Source organism: uncultured Tateyamaria sp. (genome assembly GCF_947494755.1).
GTDB lineage: Bacteria > Pseudomonadota > Alphaproteobacteria > Rhodobacterales > Rhodobacteraceae > Tateyamaria.
On record NZ_CANLVZ010000001.1, the window covers coordinates 318561 to 335602 of the forward strand.

15 protein-coding genes are annotated in these 17042 nt (G+C 62.4%); 4 read left to right on the forward strand and 11 right to left on the reverse strand.

Translation table 11 applies throughout. The features are described from left to right. Nucleotides 1-32 precede the first annotated feature (32 nt). Nucleotides 33-3485 (forward strand): transcription-repair coupling factor, encoded by a 3453-nt coding sequence (mfd, locus tag Q0908_RS01630; protein ID WP_299280692.1) that lies wholly within the window; start codon nt 33-35, stop codon nt 3483-3485. On the opposite strand, the gene Q0908_RS01635 is transcribed toward mfd, so the two are convergent. From Q0908_RS01635 to Q0908_RS01645, 3 genes are read right to left on the reverse strand one after another with little or no spacing between them, the layout of a single operon-like run. Beyond that, the gene (locus Q0908_RS01635; RefSeq protein ID WP_366868605.1) at nt 3482-4780 is read right to left on the reverse strand and encodes a multidrug effflux MFS transporter; all 1299 of its coding nucleotides are present in this window, start codon (nt 4778-4780) and stop codon (nt 3482-3484) included. The genes mfd and Q0908_RS01635 overlap by 4 nt on opposite strands. Nucleotides 4781-4828: 48 nt before the next feature. Continuing rightward, nucleotides 4829-5473 carry a DsbA family oxidoreductase gene (locus tag Q0908_RS01640; RefSeq protein ID WP_299280693.1) on the reverse strand — a complete coding sequence of 215 codons (645 nt, stop codon included), beginning with the start codon at nt 5471-5473 and terminating at the stop codon, nt 4829-4831. A 1-nt stretch (nt 5474) separates the two neighbouring features. Beyond that, the gene (locus tag Q0908_RS01645) at nt 5475-6995 is read right to left on the reverse strand and encodes a class I adenylate-forming enzyme family protein (RefSeq protein ID WP_299280694.1); all 1521 of its coding nucleotides are present in this window, start codon (nt 6993-6995) and stop codon (nt 5475-5477) included. 65 nt (nt 6996-7060) lie between these two features. Here Q0908_RS01645 and Q0908_RS01650 point away from each other — a divergent pair, with 65 nt between their 5' ends. Then, entirely contained in the window at nt 7061-7684 is a 624-nt protein-coding gene (locus Q0908_RS01650; protein ID WP_299280695.1) for an XRE family transcriptional regulator, read from the forward strand. A 4-nt stretch (nt 7685-7688) separates the two neighbouring features. Here the strand turns inward: Q0908_RS01650 and Q0908_RS01655 are convergent, their stop codons facing one another. The 3 genes from Q0908_RS01655 to Q0908_RS01665 form a co-directional block, all read right to left on the reverse strand. Next, nucleotides 7689-7904, reverse strand: a complete 216-nt coding sequence (locus Q0908_RS01655; protein ID WP_299280696.1) for a hypothetical protein — start codon at nt 7902-7904, stop codon at nt 7689-7691. A 114-nt stretch (nt 7905-8018) separates the two neighbouring features. Then, nucleotides 8019-8675, reverse strand: coding sequence for an MIP/aquaporin family protein (locus tag Q0908_RS01660; protein ID WP_299280697.1), 657 nt, complete (start codon nt 8673-8675; stop codon nt 8019-8021). A gap of 4 nt (nt 8676-8679) precedes the next feature. Beyond that, nucleotides 8680-10392, reverse strand: coding sequence for an extracellular solute-binding protein (locus tag Q0908_RS01665; protein WP_299280880.1), 1713 nt, complete (start codon nt 10390-10392; stop codon nt 8680-8682). Between the two features lie 399 nt (nt 10393-10791). On the opposite strand from Q0908_RS01665, the gene Q0908_RS01670 reads away from it, so the two are divergent. Then, complete coding sequence (locus Q0908_RS01670) at nt 10792-11577, forward strand: 3-hydroxybutyrate dehydrogenase (RefSeq protein ID WP_299280698.1); 786 nt, start codon at nt 10792-10794, stop codon at nt 11575-11577. A 45-nt stretch (nt 11578-11622) separates the two neighbouring features. Here Q0908_RS01670 and Q0908_RS01675 read toward each other — a convergent pair whose 3' ends face one another. From Q0908_RS01675 to Q0908_RS01690, 4 genes are all read right to left on the reverse strand, one after another. Continuing rightward, entirely contained in the window at nt 11623-12366 is a 744-nt protein-coding gene (locus Q0908_RS01675) for a DUF502 domain-containing protein (RefSeq protein WP_299280699.1), read from the reverse strand. An 85-nt stretch (nt 12367-12451) separates the two neighbouring features. Then, a complete protein-coding gene (locus tag Q0908_RS01680) occupies nt 12452-13372 on the reverse strand; it encodes a pseudouridine-5'-phosphate glycosidase (RefSeq protein WP_299280700.1) in 921 nt (306 codons plus the stop codon). Beyond that, complete coding sequence (locus Q0908_RS01685) at nt 13369-14262, reverse strand: PfkB family carbohydrate kinase (RefSeq protein ID WP_299280701.1); 894 nt, start codon at nt 14260-14262, stop codon at nt 13369-13371. Before Q0908_RS01685 ends, Q0908_RS01680 begins: the two co-directional genes overlap by 4 nt. Before the next feature lie 39 nt (nt 14263-14301). Further along, on the reverse strand, nt 14302-15105 hold the full coding sequence (locus Q0908_RS01690; protein ID WP_299280702.1) for a DUF4198 domain-containing protein: 804 nt from the start codon (nt 15103-15105) through the stop codon (nt 14302-14304). Between Q0908_RS01690 and Q0908_RS01695 the strand changes: the two genes are divergently transcribed. After that, complete coding sequence (locus Q0908_RS01695; protein WP_299280703.1) at nt 15104-16294, forward strand: HupE/UreJ family protein; 1191 nt, start codon at nt 15104-15106, stop codon at nt 16292-16294. The two genes, Q0908_RS01690 and Q0908_RS01695, sit on opposite strands and share 2 nt — an antisense overlap. Here Q0908_RS01695 and Q0908_RS01700 read toward each other — a convergent pair. Then, nucleotides 16286-16912, reverse strand: coding sequence for a thiamine phosphate synthase (locus Q0908_RS01700; protein ID WP_299280704.1), 627 nt, complete (start codon nt 16910-16912; stop codon nt 16286-16288). The two genes, Q0908_RS01695 and Q0908_RS01700, sit on opposite strands and share 9 nt — an antisense overlap. Between the last annotated feature and the right edge of the window lie 130 nt (nt 16913-17042).

Below are 17042 nucleotides of genomic sequence, written 5' to 3' on the forward strand. Positions count from 1 at the left end.
CGCCATACTGTTTCCCCCATAGGCGTTAGTCCATGAACCATGTCACCGTATCCGGCGCGCCCGAGGGGTTTGATGCCAAACTGATCCTCGATGAGGTCGCTGCGCGCGGCCCTGTCCTGCATGTGGCGCGCGATGACAAGCGGCTGGCGGCGATGCAGGCGGCGTTACGGTTCTTTGCGCCCGACATGCCGGTGCTGGTGTTTCCGGGCTGGGATTGCCTGCCCTATGACCGGGTGTCGCCCAATGCGGACATCTCGGCGCAGCGCATGGCGACGCTGGCGGCCCTCGTGCATGGGATGCCGGAAAAATTCATCCTGTTGACCACACTGAATGCTGCGACACAGCGGGTGCCGGCGCGTGCGTTGCTGGCTGAGGCGGCCTTTACCGCCACCGTGGGCAGCCGTGTGGATGAAGGGGCGTTGCGCGCCTTTCTGGTCCGCATGGGGTTCGTGCAAAGCCCGACCGTGATGGAGCCAGGGGATTATGCCATTCGCGGCGGTATCATCGACATCTATCCGCCCGGGGACCTCGGCCCCGTCCGCCTTGATCTGTTCGGCGATCTGCTCGATGGCGCACGCCGCTTTGATCCCGCGACGCAGCGCACCACAGAAAAGCTCGACATGATCGAACTTGCACCGGTGTCCGAGGTCATTCTGGACGACGCCGCCGTCACCCGCTTTCGCCAGAACTACCGGTTGGAATTCGGGGCGGCGGGCACGGACGATCCGCTCTATGAAGCGATCAGTGCGGGGCGCAAGGCCCAAGGGGCCGAGCATTGGATGGCCTTCTTTCATGACCATCTCGACACGCTGTTCGACTATTTGCCGGGGGCGACGACTTCGCTGGATGAACAGGTGACCCCCTCGCGGCTGGCCCGGTGGGAGAGCATTGAGGATCAGTACGAGACGCGGCGGTTGGCGATGGTGAACCGCTCAAAAATGGATTCGGTTTACAAACCCGCACCGCCCGGCGGGCTCTACCTGGATGATGCGGCCTGGGCGGCGGCGGTGGCGGATGCCCGTGTGCTGCAATTCGGCCAGCTTGTGCAGGCGACCGGCCCCGGCGTGATCGATGCCGGCGGGCGGATCGGGCGCAATTTCTCGCCCGAACGCCAGCAGGAAAGCATCAGCCTTTTCGGGGCATTGGCGGCGCATATAAAAGCGAAACTTGAAGTTGGACCGGTCGTCATCGCCAGCTATTCGGACGGGGCGCGCGAACGGCTGACAGGCCTCATCGAAGACGAAGGCGTGGCCGAGGCCGTGCCCATCACCGACGCCACCCGGATCGGCAAGCGCGGCCTGCATCTGGCCGTCTGGGCGCTGGAACACGGGTTCGAGGCAACGGGCATCACTGTCATTTCGGAACAGGATGTGTTGGGGGATCGCCTCATCCGCCGCCCCGCGCGCAAACGCCGTGCCGAGAATTTCCTGACCGAAGCGCAAAGCCTCACGCCCGGTGATCTGGTGGTGCATGTGGACCATGGGATCGGGCGCTACCAAGGCATGGAGGTGGTGACCGCCGCTGGCGCTGCCCACGAATGTCTGTTACTGGAATATGCAGAGAGATCAAAGCTTTATCTGCCGGTCGAGAACATCGAACTGCTGTCCAAATACGGGCACGAGGAAGGGTTGCTCGACAAGTTGGGTGGCGGCGCGTGGCAGGCCAAGAAAGCCCGCCTGAAAGAGCGCATTCGTGAGATGGCGGACCGGCTGATCCGAATCGCGGCCGAGCGCGCCTTGCGCAAGGCCCCCATTCTCGAGCCGCCCCCCGGCATGTGGGACGCGTTTTCGGCGCGCTTTCCGTATCAGGAGACGGACGATCAGTTGGCGGCCATCGGCGCGGTCATCGACGATCTGACCAGCGGTGCCCCGATGGATCGGCTGATTTGCGGCGATGTCGGCTTTGGCAAGACTGAGGTGGCGATGCGCGCCGCCTTTGTGGCCGCTATGTCAGGTGTGCAGGTGGCGGTGATTGCGCCCACCACCTTGCTTGCGCGTCAGCACTACAAGAGCTTTGCCGAACGGTTCCGCGGCTTTCCCATCGAGGTGCGCCAACTCAGCCGCTTTGTCAGCGCCAAGGACGCGAGTGCGACCCGCGAGGCGATGTCGCGCGGCACCGCTGATATCGTGATTGGCACGCATGCGCTGCTGGCCAAGGGCGTACGCTTCATGAACCTCGGCCTGTTAGTTATTGATGAAGAACAGAAATTCGGGGTCACCCACAAGGAACGCCTTAAGCAATTGCGCAGTGATGTGCATGTGCTGACGCTGACCGCGACGCCCATCCCTCGTACGCTGCAACTGAGCCTGACAGGCGTGCGCGATCTGTCGATCATCGGTACGCCACCCGTGGATCGGCTGGCGATCCGCACCTATGTGTCCGAATTCGACGCGGTTACGATCCGCGAGGCGCTGCTGCGCGAGCACTATCGCGGCGGGCAGTCCTTTTATGTGGTGCCGCGCGTCAGCGACCTGCCCGAGATTGAGGAATTTCTAAAGGATCAACTGCCGGAACTGACTTATGTGATCGCGCATGGGCAGATGGCGGCGGGTGAACTCGATGACCGCATGAACGCGTTTTATGACGGCAAATACGACGTGCTGCTGGCCACGACAATTGTGGAATCCGGCCTCGACATTCCGACGGCCAACACGATGGTAATCCACCGCGCCGACATGTTTGGCCTCGCGCAGCTTTACCAGATCCGGGGGCGGGTGGGCCGCTCGAAAACCCGCGCCTATGCGTATCTGACGACCAAACCGCGCGCGAAACTCACAGCGACAGCAGAAAAGCGGCTACGCGTGCTTGGCAGCCTCGACACGCTCGGGGCCGGGTTCACGCTGGCCTCACAAGACCTCGACATTCGCGGGGCGGGCAACCTGCTCGGCGAAGAACAATCAGGCCAGATGCGCGATGTGGGTTTCGAGCTTTACCAATCCATGCTGGAAGAGGCGATTGCCAAGATCAAATCGGGTGAGACCGAAGGCATCATCGATGGCGACGAACAGTGGGCCCCGCAGATCAACCTCGGGGTGCCCGTGCTGATACCCGAGGAGTACGTGCCCGATCTGGATGTGCGTCTGGGGCTCTATCGGCGCCTGTCTGGCCTCAGCACGAAGGTTGAGTTGGAAGGGTTCGCTGCCGAGTTGATCGATCGGTTCGGGCCTCTGCCGAAGGAAGTGAACACGCTGATGCTGGTCGTGCGTATCAAGGCGATGTGCAAGCGCGCAGGCATCGCCAAACTCGACGGCGGGCCGAAAGGGGCGACGATCCAGTTCCACAATGACAAGTTCGCCTCACCCCAGGGATTGGTCGAATTCATCAACGATCAGAGGGGCTTGGCCAAGGTCAAGGACAACAAGATCGTGGTGCGGCGCGACTGGAAATCGGACGCGGACAAGATCAAGGGCGGCTTTGCCATCGCCCGTGATCTGGCCGAAAAGGTGATCGACGCCAAGAAGAAAAAGAAGAAGGCGAAAGCCTAAGCCATCTGCGCTTTTTCCGCACGACGCATGTACTGCATCATCACCGAGGCGACGATGCAGGCGACCAGCACGGTGGCCACAAGCGCCATGGGGGTCCCGTCAAAGAGCATGCCAATGGGCGAGGCCAGCGCCGCGCCAAGCACGGTCGACACCGCGCCGATCACGGATGCGGCCATGCCCGCGATGTGGCCCATCGGCTCCATCGCGATGGCGTTGAGGTTGGCGACGGTGAGCCCGCCCTGAAACATCACGCCCCACTGCCAGAAGATGTAGAACGCAAAGAGCCCCGGCAGATCCGCCATCATCCACATCACGAAGACCCCAGAAATAATCAGCTGTGCGGCCAGCGCCCATGTCACAAGGCGACGCATCCCGAAACGGCCCACAATGGCGGCGTTGAGCAGGCTCGACACCCCCGAGGCCAAAGCGATAGCGCCGAACCACCATGGAAAACTCTCGGCCCGATCAAAGGTCACCTCAAAGATGGGTTGCACCATGGTCAGGATCGAAAACAGGATCATCAGCATCAGTGTCTGCACGAAGATCGACAGCCGAACGGTGGGGTGGGCGAACATCTGACGGACCGCATCCGCCATCAGAGGCAGTCGCATTGGGCGGCGGTTTTCGGGCGGCAGCGTCTCGGACATGCGGGTGGCGAACCAGATCAGGATGATCAGCGCAAACAGCACAAAGGACGGGAAAATGGCGCGCCAGCCAAAGGCCGCGGCGATCCAGGACCCCACCAGCGGTGCGGCGGCAGGCACCAGCAGAAACACCATCATCGTCAGGGACAGAATGCTCGCCATGCCGCGCCCGCTGTATAGATCGCGGATGATCGCAGCTGACACAACACGCGGCCCGGCGGCCCCAAGCCCTTGCAGGATCCTGGCCGCCAGCATCAACTCCAGAGTGGGGGCGATCCACGCCAGCACCGCCCCAAGCGCATAGATGGCAAGCCCGATATAGACCACAGGCTTGCGCCCAATAGCGTCCGAAAGAGGCCCCGTGATGAATGTCCCGATGCCCATGCCGACCAAAAACATGGTCATGATCAGCGCCGCCTGCTCGACCCCGCCCGGCGCGATGTCGGTCGCTATCGCGGGCAGCGCGGTCAGCATCGCGTCAATGGAAAACGCAATCGTGGCAAACATCATTGCCATCAGCGCGATGAATTCCGGCTTACTCGCCCGTTGGCCGGGGGGGCTGGTCATTGGAAGCGATGTCCTCGATGCAAGAAGGCGGCGACGCGCGTTGGCGTCACTTTGTGGGTCTATACACCGATTGGCAACGATCAGAGGTTGAAAGTTGCCTGATTGGTAAAAATTTTAGCGGTTTACGTAGGGTCAGTCGGCGGTTTCTTGCAACTCAGCGATCACTTTGGCCCAAAGTTCGGGCGGCTGTGCGCCGGGCACCGCGTGTTTGCCACCGACGATAAAGGTCGGTACCGAGTTAACACCCATCTGCCGGCTGTGCGCATCGCGGGCTGCGATGTCGGCCCGGTCAGCGTCCGAGGCGAGCAGTTTGGACACCACGGCGGCGTCCATCTCAATGCTGTCGGCGATGTCGGCCAACACTTCGTGATCCCCGATGTCGCGGGTGTCGACAAAATACGCCTTGAACAGAGCCGATACGGCGGCGGTTTGTTTCCCCTCGATCCCGGCCCAGTGGATCAGCCGGTGGGCATCAAGCGTGTTGGGCGTGCGCTTCATCCCTTCGAAGTCAATCTTGAGACCGGCCTTTTCTGCGTGTTCCACAACGGGAGCATAGGCGCGCACCGCGCCCTCCTTGCCGCCGAACTTGCCCTCAAGATAGGCGCGCCGGTCCATTCCCTCAGCGGCCATGTCGGGATTGAGCTGAAACGGATGCCATTCGATGACGAACGGGTGGTCGGGATGGGCCGCCAGTGCTCGGTCCAGATGTGCCTTGCCGATATAGCACCACGGGCAGATCGGGTCGGACATGATGTCGAGTTTGATGGGATCAGCCATATCAGGGCGCTTTCGTTGAGGGCCAGAACAGGTGCAGGCGACGGCGCAGCAACTTGCCGTTGGCCCCTGTGGGCAGGGATTGCAGATGAACATAGGCGCGCGGGTGTTTGTAGGGCGCCAGCTTGTCCTGCACATAGGCGCGCAGGTCCGTTTCGTCCAGTGGGTGGGGGCCGGTATAGAAGGCGGCGATGATGCGGGTTCCAGGTTTGACCTCGATCTGAGTAACGCCAACCGCCCCAAGCCCGGGCGCGTTGGCCAGTGCGGCTTCGACCTCGAGCGGAGAGACCCGGTAGCCGCCCGCATTCATCAGATCGTCATTGCGGCCCAGATAGGTGATCTGCCCTTCACGGTCCATTTCGCCGATATCGCCGGTCAGGAACCAGTCGCCCTGAAACTTGGCTGCCGTCTCATCCGGCTGGCTCAGATAGCCCAGCATCAGCCCCGGATCGGAGCGGTGTATGGCGATCACGCCGGGCGTGTCGCGCGGCACTGGCCCTGCGTCATCCACGATGGCCACGCGTCGCCCCGGCTGCGGACGCCCCAAGGTCTCGGGCGTGCCGGGATGCGCGGGCGAGGCCGAGATGAAGGTGGAACATTCCGACATCCCATAGGCTTCAAAAAGCGGCGTGCCGGTCGCATCTGCCCATGCGGTGTGCGTGGTGGGCGGCAGCTTTTCCCCTGCACTCAGCCCGTGACGCAGGGCGGGCATCGCAGGCAAGGCGCTGCGCCCCAGCATCTGCCGGTAGACGCCAGGGGCAGCCGCAAAGATCGTGGCGCGGTGTCGGGCCAGTAACCCGCCGAGCATGTCGGGTGTCGTGCCAGGACCGGGGATCAGTGCCGTTGCGCCCACTGACCACGGATCCATCAGCCCGGTCCCAAGCGTATAGGTCCAGTTGAAGGCACCTGCATGCATCATCACGTCCGATTGGGTCAGCCCATACCAGCCGTCGTGCATCATCTGGCGCGCCCAGATCGCGCGGTGCGCATGACCCACCGCGCGCGGCGTGCCTGAGGTGCCAGAGGTGTAAATCACATAGCCGAGCCGATCCGGATCGCCCATATGCCACGCCGCGGGGGGCTGTTTGCGCATCTCGCGCAGCGTCTGCAGCCCGATCTCGGGCGCGCCGGCTGCCGAGGCCACATGGGGGTCGCGCAGGACCACGCGCGGGTTCAGCTCCGCAATGATCGCAGCCACCTCGGCGGAAGTCAGGGCTGCGGATGTCGGGATTGGTACCAGCCCAACGGCCAGCGCGCTGAGGTAGGCGATGGGAAAGTCCACCGTATTGCCAAGGCGCATCAGCACGGTGTCACCCGGGGCAAACCCGGCCCGCAGAAACCCGGCCCCGGTGCCAAGCACCGCCGCCTTCAGCGCCCGATATGTCAGCGTTTGGACCCCGTCTGGCAGAAGCACCGACACGGCCACTTTGTCGGCCAGCACGTCGGCATGGGCGAGCACATACGCGGCCATGTTGAACGGGTCAGGGCAGGGGGCCGCAGGGCCCGTGTCGTAAAGGCTGCGCATAACGTATCGCTAGTGCGCGGGGGCGGACGTTGCAAGCCTGCGGACGGCGTCCTATAGAGTCGGACATGCAAGGAAAAGACCCCAAATCCCTGATCCAGATCGCCCGCGCCACGGGCCATGCGGACGTGGCCGAACCGCTTGATCTGGGTGCCCGCGTGCGCGAATTGCGCAAAGCCCGCGACTGGACGCTGGAACAAGCGGCGGGGCAGGCGGGGCTTGCCCGCTCGACCCTGTCCAAGATCGAGAACGGGCAGATGTCGCCGACCTATGAGGCGTTGAAAAAGCTGGCCGTGGGGCTTGAGATTTCAGTGCCGCAACTGTTCACGCCTCCCGAAAGTGGCCAGATCAACGGGCGCATGGCGGTCACGAAGTCAGGTGAGGGCAACGCCCAAGCCACGGTTACCTATGAGCACGAGTTGCTCGCCGAAACCCTGACCAAGAAACAGATGTTGCCCTATCGTGCCAGAGTGCGCGCGCGCTCGATGGATGAATTTGACGGGTGGGTGCGCCATGACGGCGAGGAATTTCTGTACGTGCTCACAGGCGTGATCAAGCTGTTCACCGAGTTCTACGAACCGGTCGAAATGCGCCGCGGCGACAGTGCCTATTATGACGCGACCATGGGGCACAATGTGGTCTCGGCCAGTGACGACGACGCGCTGATCCTGTGGGTCACCTCACTGGCATAATCGCTTAGGCAGTTTGCAATGCTGCCATCCGATCCAGATACGCATCAAACGCGCGCTGTGCATCCTTGAGGCTCATGTCATGCGTGGCCGCCAGATAGCTTTCAAACCGGTCCTGATCAGCTTTCAGAAATGGCATGGCGCTCGGCTCAAGATGTGGAAATTCGGCGCAGAGCGCGCGGTAACTTGCCGCCCAATCGCGGGTCAGGTCACTCCAGGTCATTGTCGTCCCCCGTCTCATGTGGTCCGGCCAACTGGCCGGTGTGGGTGGCGCTGCATCTCCCATAATGCCGCGCCGCTGCGCACAGGTTGGGTTATATGTCGATTTGGTGACGGATCAACCTTGGCGGTCAAAGAGTTTGCGCAAGGTCAGGTGGGCCAGCCCGACAGCCAGAAGTTGAAAGGCAATGAACCCAAGGACATGGCCTGGATAGATGCCGGCGAACGTGTCCGAAAGACTGCGCGCGATGGTCACCGCCGGATTGGCGAAACTGGTGGAAGACGTGAACCAGTAAGCTCCCGTTATGTAAAGCGCGACGAGCGTGGGCACAGCGTCAGGGCGCGATCGCAGCCCGCCGAAAATCACGAAAAGCAGGCCCCATGTCGCCACCACCTCTGACCACCACTGCGCGGGGCCGGTGCGGTGCAGCGTTTCGGAGGTCTGCAGGATCGGCAGATCGAACATCGCGTGGGTGGCCCAGACCCCGAGGATGCCTCCGGTGATCTGCACCGCAACATACATCAGCGCAGGCCGCGTCGTGATCTCTCCGCGCAGCCAAAAGGCCAGGGTCACCGCCGGGTTGAAATGCGCGCGTGAAATCGGCCCCAGCACCGTGATGATGACATAGAGGATACAGCCCGTCGCAATCGCATTGGCCAGCAGCGCGATGGCGGTATTTCCACCCGCCAACGCCGCGCCCATGATGCCCGAGCCGACCACACCGATCAGCAGCAGGGCGGTGCCGATCCCCTCGGCCCACAGCTTGTGGATCATGCGCTTACTCTTCGTACCACCAGAATTGCGGCATCCAGTCCGGCCCGTCGCCATAGATCGGGATCACGTCCGGGTATTTCATCTCGGCGATATGGGCGATGCGACCCGTGGTGAACTGCCAGAACGGCACCACATAGCGTCCCGCCGTCAGCAGCCGGTCGAGCGCACGGGTGGCGGCGATGGACTCCTCGCGGCTGGTGGCGGCCAGCATCGTCTCGATCATCGCATCGATGGCCGGGTCCTTCGCGCCCATCAGGTTAGGCGTGCCCTCCTGATCGGCGGCTTCCGAACCCCAATAGAAAAACTGCTCGTTGCCGGGGCTGAGCGACATGGCACGCCGGTGATAAGTCATGTCGAAATCGAAGGTCGAGGTGCGCGCGGTGAATTGCGCGCCGTCCACCAGATCGGTATCGACAGTGATCCCCATCTGGGTGAGAGCTTGCGTGTAAAGGTCTGCAATCGCACGATCTTCGGTGCGTTGCTGATCGAGCAGGATGGTGAAGGTCAGCGGGTTGCCGTCCGCATCCGACAGCTTGCCGTTCTGAGTGGTCCACCCGGCCTCTTCCATCAGCGCCAAGGCGCGGCGCAATCCTGCGCGGTTGCGCAAGGTGCCATCGCTTTGAGGCATCTCGTAGCCCTCCATCACGCCGGGCAGCAGATTGCCGTTGAACGGGGCCAGCAGCTCGGCCACGCGGCCTTTGGCGGGGCCGGGCTCCATCGCGAGCGGCGAGTTCGAGAAGTAGGAGGTGATGCGCGGCTGTGCGCCGCCGGTCAGCGTGTCGTTGATATATTCGAAGTTGAAGGCGGTGATCAGCGCCTCGCGCACGCGCCAGTCGTCAAAGGGCGCGCGGCGGGTGTTCATCACAAAGCCGGTGATGCCCGAAGGTTTCTGATGCGCGATCTCGGTCTTGACCACGTCGCCCGCAGCGGCGCGGGGGAAATCGTACTGGCTCGCCCATGTCTCGGCGTTGAATTCGCGGATGGCCGACACGTCACCAGCCTTGAACGCCTCGAATACCACATCACCGTCGCCGTAGAAGTCGATGGTGATCTCGTCGAAATTGAAGGTGCCGCGCATGAAGTTGATGTCGGCCCCCCAATAGTCGGGGTTGCGGGTGAGGGTGACACTACGCGCCGCCTCGAAATCGCTGATCACATAGGCACCTGACCCGATGGGCACGTCATTGATCGTGGCGGCGGCGAAATCCTTCCCCTCCCACTGCGCTTTTTGGAGGATGGGGCGCATTCCCGCCAACAGGGCCAGTTCGCGGTTGTCGGCGTTGAAGGTGAACTTGACCTTGCGCTCGCCCGTCTGCTCAAGGCTCTCGATCTGGTCCCACAGGCTGCGATAGCGGCCGTGACCTTGGGTACCGAGGGTTTCGTAAGACCAGATCACATCCTCGACCGTGACGGGGCTGCCATCCGAAAATGTCGCCTCGGGGCGGAGGGTGAATTCGACCCAGGTGCGCGCCTCGTCCGTCTCAATCGATTCGGCGAGCAAGCCGTAAAGCGCAAATGGCTCACCCCGGTTCCGGCCCATCAGGCTTTCATGTGTTAAGAAACGGAGCTGCCAGGGCACGTTGCCTTTCTGTATGTAAGGGTTCAGCGAATCAAAACTGCCCGTGTTGGCCAGCGTAATCGACCCACCTTTGGGCGCATCACGATTCGCATGGGGAAGAGACACAAAATCCGGTGGCAGTAGTGGGTCGCCATACATAGCTATGCCATGTTGTGGCTCTGCTAGTATGTACCCCGGGGCAGCGACCAGCCCGGCCAGAATCGCGCCCCGGGTGCATTTTTTGACCCGCTCAAAGTGGAAAAAATCGAGTGCCATTTCGTCAACAATCCCTGTCTGCCCTTGTTTTGTTAACAATAGCGATGCGCGGACCTTTACGCATTATCAAACTTTTAGCTTGGACTCTTTGCGCGGCATTGCGTATAACAAGGGCACTGCTCGATAGGTTTCTTGCCTGTATGAAACCTGCCTCAATAACTTAACGCCAGCTTCGTGCTGGCGTTTTTTTTTGACCCCGAGCCATGCTGGACCATCCCGCCATTCCGCTTGTGGGCTCCCCGTGACATGCTGCGCGCAACAGTCGATTAGGAGAGCGGCACCATGGCATTTGAAATCTCACTTGGCGGCAAAACAGCCGTCATCACGGGCTCCAATTCCGGGATCGGTCTGGGCATGGCGTGGGAACTGGCGCGGGCGGGGGCGGATGTGGTGCTGAACTCGTTCACCGACACTGAAGAGGACCACGCGCTGGCCCGCGACATCGCGGATGCGACCAGCACGAACACCCGCTACATCCAGGGCGACATGTCCAAGGGCGATCAATGCCGTGCGCTGATCGATCAGGCGGGTGCCTGCGATATCCTGATCAACAACGCAGGCATCCAGCATGTGGCACCGATCCCCGAGTTTCCGGTCGACAAGTGGGATGCGATCCTCGCCATCAACCTCAGCTCGGCCTTTCACACGACCGCTGCCGCGCTGCCGATGATGCGCGCCGCCGGGTGGGGGCGGGTCATCAACATCTCTTCCGCGCACGGGCTGACGGCCTCGCCCTACAAGGCCGCCTATATCGCGGCCAAGCATGGCATTGTCGGGCTGACCAAGACCACCGCGCTTGAAACCGCCGAAGAGCCGATCACCGCCAACGCTATCTGTCCAGGCTACGTGCTGACGCCCATCGTGGAAAAGCAGATCCCCGACACGATGCGCGAGTACGACATGAGCCGCGAAGAGGTGATCCAGAACGTCATGCTGAAACGTCAGCCGTCCAAGGAATTCGCGACGACCGAACAGATGGGCGGCACCGCCGTGTTCCTGTGCTCAAGCGCTGCCGATCAGATCACCGGGACGACGATCAGCGTGGATGGGGGATGGACGGCGCTGTGATGCACCGGGTCTGAGCCTCTCGGACCTGCGGCTCCTGTACCAATGTCACTCAGGCGGTAACGTCGGATCCTTGCCATTGGGGTAAACCAGCCCTGCCGAAATCACCAGTTTCGCCGCATCCTCGACCGTCATGTCGAGTTCAATGATGTCCTCAGCCGGAAAGAACAACAGAAAGCCCGAGGTCGGATTGGGCGTAGTGGGCACAAAGATGCTCAGCAACTCGCCGCCATTGCCTGCGCGTTCACTGACCTCGCCCTTGGCGGTGGTCGAAATGAAGCCGATCGCCCAGATGCCGCGGCGCGGGTATTCGATCAGGCACGCCTTTTCGAACGAGCGTTCGGATTGGGCGAATACCGTCTCGGAAATCTGCTTGATCCCAGAATAGATCGAGCGGACGACGGGCGTGCGCTCCACCAGACTTTCAGCATAACGGATGAGCGAGCGGCCGATATAGCCCTTGGCGATCCATCCGATAAAGATGGTGAAGGTCAGGAAGACGATCACACCGACGCCGCGCACGTTCACGCGAATCCAGTCGGGGTTTTCGATCCGCACCCCGTTGGCTTCGATAAAGCGCGGGTTGCCCAGCCAATAGTTCACAAGCGCATCGGGTTGCCATGCACCCGGCACCAGCGGCCAGACGAACCCGTCAATCCACCCGATCACCGTCCAGATCAGCCAGATCGTCAGCCCCACAGGTGCGATGACCACCAACCCTGTCAGGAACGAGGCCCGCAGTCGCGAAAACAGGCCGGGACGGCGGGGTTCTGGGTCGAAGGGGGTGTTCATACAATTTCCGCGTTAAACTCTGGGGGATAGGTAGGCCAACGGGCCAGTCTCTACAATGGCTTGCGGCGGGGTTTGGGCATGGGCGTCAGGCGGACGGGGCCTGATCGCTCAAATGGGTGGCGATTGCGGCGGCCAGCCGGGCGTTGTTGCGCACCAGCGCGATGTTGGCCGTTAGCGAGGCCCCCTCGGTCAGCTCGAAGATGCGTTGCAGCAGGTAGGGGGTGACGCCCTTGCCGGTGATCCCGTGGGTCTGGGCGTCCTTGGTCGCAGTGGCGATGATGGGGGCTAGCACATCGCGCGCGATTTCGGCCTCAGCCGGAATGGGGTTGGCAACGAGCTGTCCGCCCGGAATGCCAAGGGCCGCGCGTTGCACATGGGCCGCCGCGATTGTGGCCGGATCATCCATGCGCAGCGGTGCCATTATCCCCGCGCTGCGCGACCAGAAGGCGGGCATGTGGTCCTGCCCATAGGCAATGACGGGCACGCCTTGCGTTTCCAGCACCTCAAGCGTTTTGGGGATGTCGAGGATCGCTTTGGCCCCTGCGGCCACCACCGTCACCGGCGTTTGGGCCAGTTCCATCAGATCGGCGGAAATGTCGAACGACCCCTCGGCCCCCTTATGCACGCCGCCGATGCCGCCGGTCGCAAAGACTTTGATGCCTGCCAGATGTGCGGCGATCATGGTGGCGGCCACAGTCGTCGCGCCAGTGCCACCGCTTGCCATGCAGGCGGCCATGTCGGCCCGGCTGAGCTTGGCGACATTGCGCGCTTGCGCCAACGCCTCAAGCTGGTCATCGGTCAGCCCCACATGCAGCGTGCCCTCAATCACCGCCATCGTGGCAGGCTCGGCCCCTGCGGCGCGGATATCTGCCTCGACCTGTCGCGCGACCTCAAGGTTTTGCGGATAGGGCATACCGTGGGTGATGATCGTGCTTTCGAGCGCCACAACGGGCGTGCCGGCCTCGAGGGCCGCAGCGACAGATGGGGAGGGGGCAAACTGGCTCATCCGGGGGTCTTTCCTGAAACATAGATTGCGGCGGCGGTCAGGGCATCCGACAGGGCCGTTTCACGGTCCGCGCCGCGCCCTTCGGCGGCGATGTGGGCCGCCATGAATGTGTCACCCGCACCCGTGACACGCGTAACAAGCACCTGAGGCGGGGTGTGGGTGATCAGCCCATCCTTAGTCCCTTCGGCGGCCATATCGCCCCCATCGGTGACAAGCACACGGTCCGCGCCACGCTCGATCAGCCCATGGGCTGCATCCGGGGCGCTGTCAAAGGCGCGCTGGCACAGCAATCCGGCCTCTTCGAGGTTCACATAGAGCGTCCCGCGGCTTTCGTTCAGAAACGGGGCCAGGCGCTCTGCCTTGCCGGGCGAGGCGGGGGCGACGCGCAAGTCGGCCTGCGCCAGAACCGGGCTGGTCGCAATCTCTCGCAGCAGCTCGAGCGTGAGGTTGCCGTCAAGCGCGACGAGGCCGGGGTAGGGATCATCGGTGGTTGCCAGCGTGCCATCTGTGAGCGGGCGCAGGATCTTGGCACCGGCGGTTTCCAGCGAATGCGCATCGGCAATGGCGGCAATCAGCCCATTCGCGCCTTCGACGGCCATATAGCGGTCGGTTGGCAGATCTTCGGAGCGGTAGACGGTATCGGTGATCAGCCCGCGCGCGGCACAGGCGGCGATCAGTTCGTCCCCTTCGGCATCGCGCCCGATGGCGGTCAACAAGGCGGGGGTCAAACCAAAGCGGGCCAGCGTCATCGCGATGTTCAGGGCCACCCCACCGGGCAGGCGCGTGATATGCCCCGGCACGTCGGACCCCTGCCGCATCGCGCGCGACGACCGCCCGATCACGTCCCACAGGACCGATCCAATACACAAGATGTCAGGACTGGCGTTCATGGGCCTTGTTGTGACGGGGCGGGGGCCAAGGTGCAAGGCTTAGGGGGCAGGAACCCCAAAGGTCAGCGCGGCCCAGAACGTGTCCCACACGGCTTCTTCGCTGTCAGAGATCGGCGCGATCACCACCGCATCGAACAGATAGTCATATCCGGGGCTGACGGGGATGCGGGCAATGCCGGCTTCATCCGTGCGGTGCAGGGTGATGGCGACCGTCTCATCCGGGGCGCGGGCAAACACCTCGACCTGTGCGTCAGCGCGCGGGTCGCCCTGATAGAGAACCTGCACCTGCATGGCGCCGTCAAAGTCGTCCGCATAGGGGTTCGTGATCGCCACAAACTCGGTCTTGAGGCCAAGCGCGCGGTCCATACCAAGCGCCTCGCCAACGCCGACCAACGCCTTGGCGTGGCGGGTGTAGCGTTCCTTGAACGGCGGTTCGGGAAAGCCGTTTTCGGCGTGACGCGCCTTGATGTTGGCGAAGTCCTTATGATCCGCGAATTTCTGGAACTTGGCCCACTCTTTATAGGTGACAAAGGACGGCGTTGTTTCATGTACCACCACCGCAAGGCCATCGAGCGGAGCGGGCACATCGAGGGCAGGGCGGTCGCCCATGCGCCCCTCGACCGGGCGAACGGTATCGCCTACGACCACGTCAAAGCGGGTAAAGTTGCGCGGAAAATAGGACAGGGACGTGCCGACAAACTCCTGCCCGTTTTTGAGGTCTGCCACAATTTTTCCCGCTGACGAGACTTGATAGGCTTGCGGTTCAATCCAGAACTCATGAGCGGTTGCAACGCTCGCGCAAATCGCGCACCAAAGCGCGAGGATAAAACGGGGCAGAGTCATGGAAAACACCTCTTTCATTCGACTGCACAAGCTGCGGCATTGGGCGGCGATGTCAAGCATCTGGCTTGTGCTTTCGGCAGGCGCTGCACTGGCCCACGAGGTCGTGCCCACGATTGCGGATATCACAGTCGCGGATGGTGCGGTTAGCATCGAGATGCGCGTAAACGTCGAGGCGCAACTGTCGGGCATTGATCTGGATGAGATCGAGGATACCGACAATGCCGACAACCCATCTGCCTATGATGACTTGCGGGCGCTGAGCACGGAAGAGTTGGCCACGCGTCTGGACGATCTGGTGGCCACATGGAACGCACTGCCTTTGGTGCGTGTGGATGGCGCGCCTGTGCCGCTCTCTTTGCAGGGTGCTGCCGTGCCTGTGGTGCCGGACCTCGAATTGCCACGCATATCGGAACTGAAATTGACAGGTGTTGTTGATGCCGCCGCCAGTGTCGAGATCGCATGGCCGGACGGCGCGGGCGATCTGGTTCTGCGCCAGCAGGGGGTGAGCGAGCCTTACACGGGGATCATTCTGGGCGGTGATACCTCCGGGCCGATTACCGTTGCAGGGGGCGATGTGGCCGGTGGCTGGGCCACCTTCGCAGATTACGTCCCCGTCGGTTTTGATCACATCCTGCCCAAGGGCCTGGATCACATTCTATTTGTTTTGGGGCTGTTCTTTCTCTCCACGCAGTTGGGCCCGCTCTTGTGGCAGGTCAGTGCCTTCACGCTGGCTCATACCGTTACCTTGGCCCTTGGCGCGTTGGGTCTGGTGAACGTGCCCGGCAGCATTGTCGAGCCGTTGATTGCGGCCTCGATTGTCTATGTCGCGATTGAGAACATCTTTGCCCGTGGGTTGAACAAATGGCGCACGCTGATCGTGTTCGGCTTTGGGCTGTTGCACGGGTTGGGTTTTGCATCCGTGTTGGGGGAGTTCGGGCTGCCCGAGGCGCAGTTCATCCCGGCCCTGATCGGCTTCAACGTCGGTGTCGAGTTGGGGCAGCTGACGGTCATCGCGATGGCCGCGATTGCGCTGTGGCTTGGCTGTCAGGCCGCCGCGCGCGCCAAGTTCGAAGGGGTGCAGGAGCTGGTGGCGGAGTACCCCGTCATGTTCCGCGCCTGGTCGGTGACAGGGTCGCTGATCATTGCGGTTATCGCGATCTATTGGGTGGTCGAGCGGACGCTACTTTAACGCCGCCGTTAGGGTGGTCAGGGCCGCTGCGGGATCGTCTGCGGCCCAGATTTCCTCTCCGATTCCGAAAAAGTCTGTCATGGGGGCCAGGCGGGCGATGCTGTGTGCCGTCAGCCCCCCTTCGGCAACACAAGGCACTTCGATCATTTCGGACCACCATTGGAACAGATCATCGGGGGCTGTGGCCTCATCCGCGATGCCGCTAATGGGCCCGAACGATATGTAGTCCGCACCGGCTTCGCCTGCTGACATGCCCGCATGGCGCGAGGTGCCGCAATTGCTGCCCACGATGGCGTCCGGCCCAAGTGTCTTGCGCGCGTCGCGTACCGATTTGGCCGCATCCATGAGGTGTACGCCGTCGAGCCCCAACCGTTCGGCCAGCGAGACGTGGTCTGTCAGCACAATCGCCACGTCCCGCGCATGGGCCACCTCACGGCAGGCATCGGCGGCGCGCGCGATGGTGTCTTCATCGCGGGTGGCGAGGGTCAGCCGGATACAGGCGACGGCGTGGGCATCCAGCACGCGTCCCAATTGATCGGGAAAGCGCGACAGCTCGATCACATGCGGGCTCAGCAGATAGAGTTGGGGCTGTTCGGGGGGCTGCTCTGTCTCGGTCATGGCGCATCCTTTGTGTTGGTCGTGGCTCTAGCGGATGTTGGGGCGGAAAGACAACTTTTATGCCTCCGGCGGGCATATTTTTCAGAACAATGAAGGGATTGGCCTTTGCGGATAGGATCGGGTAGACGCC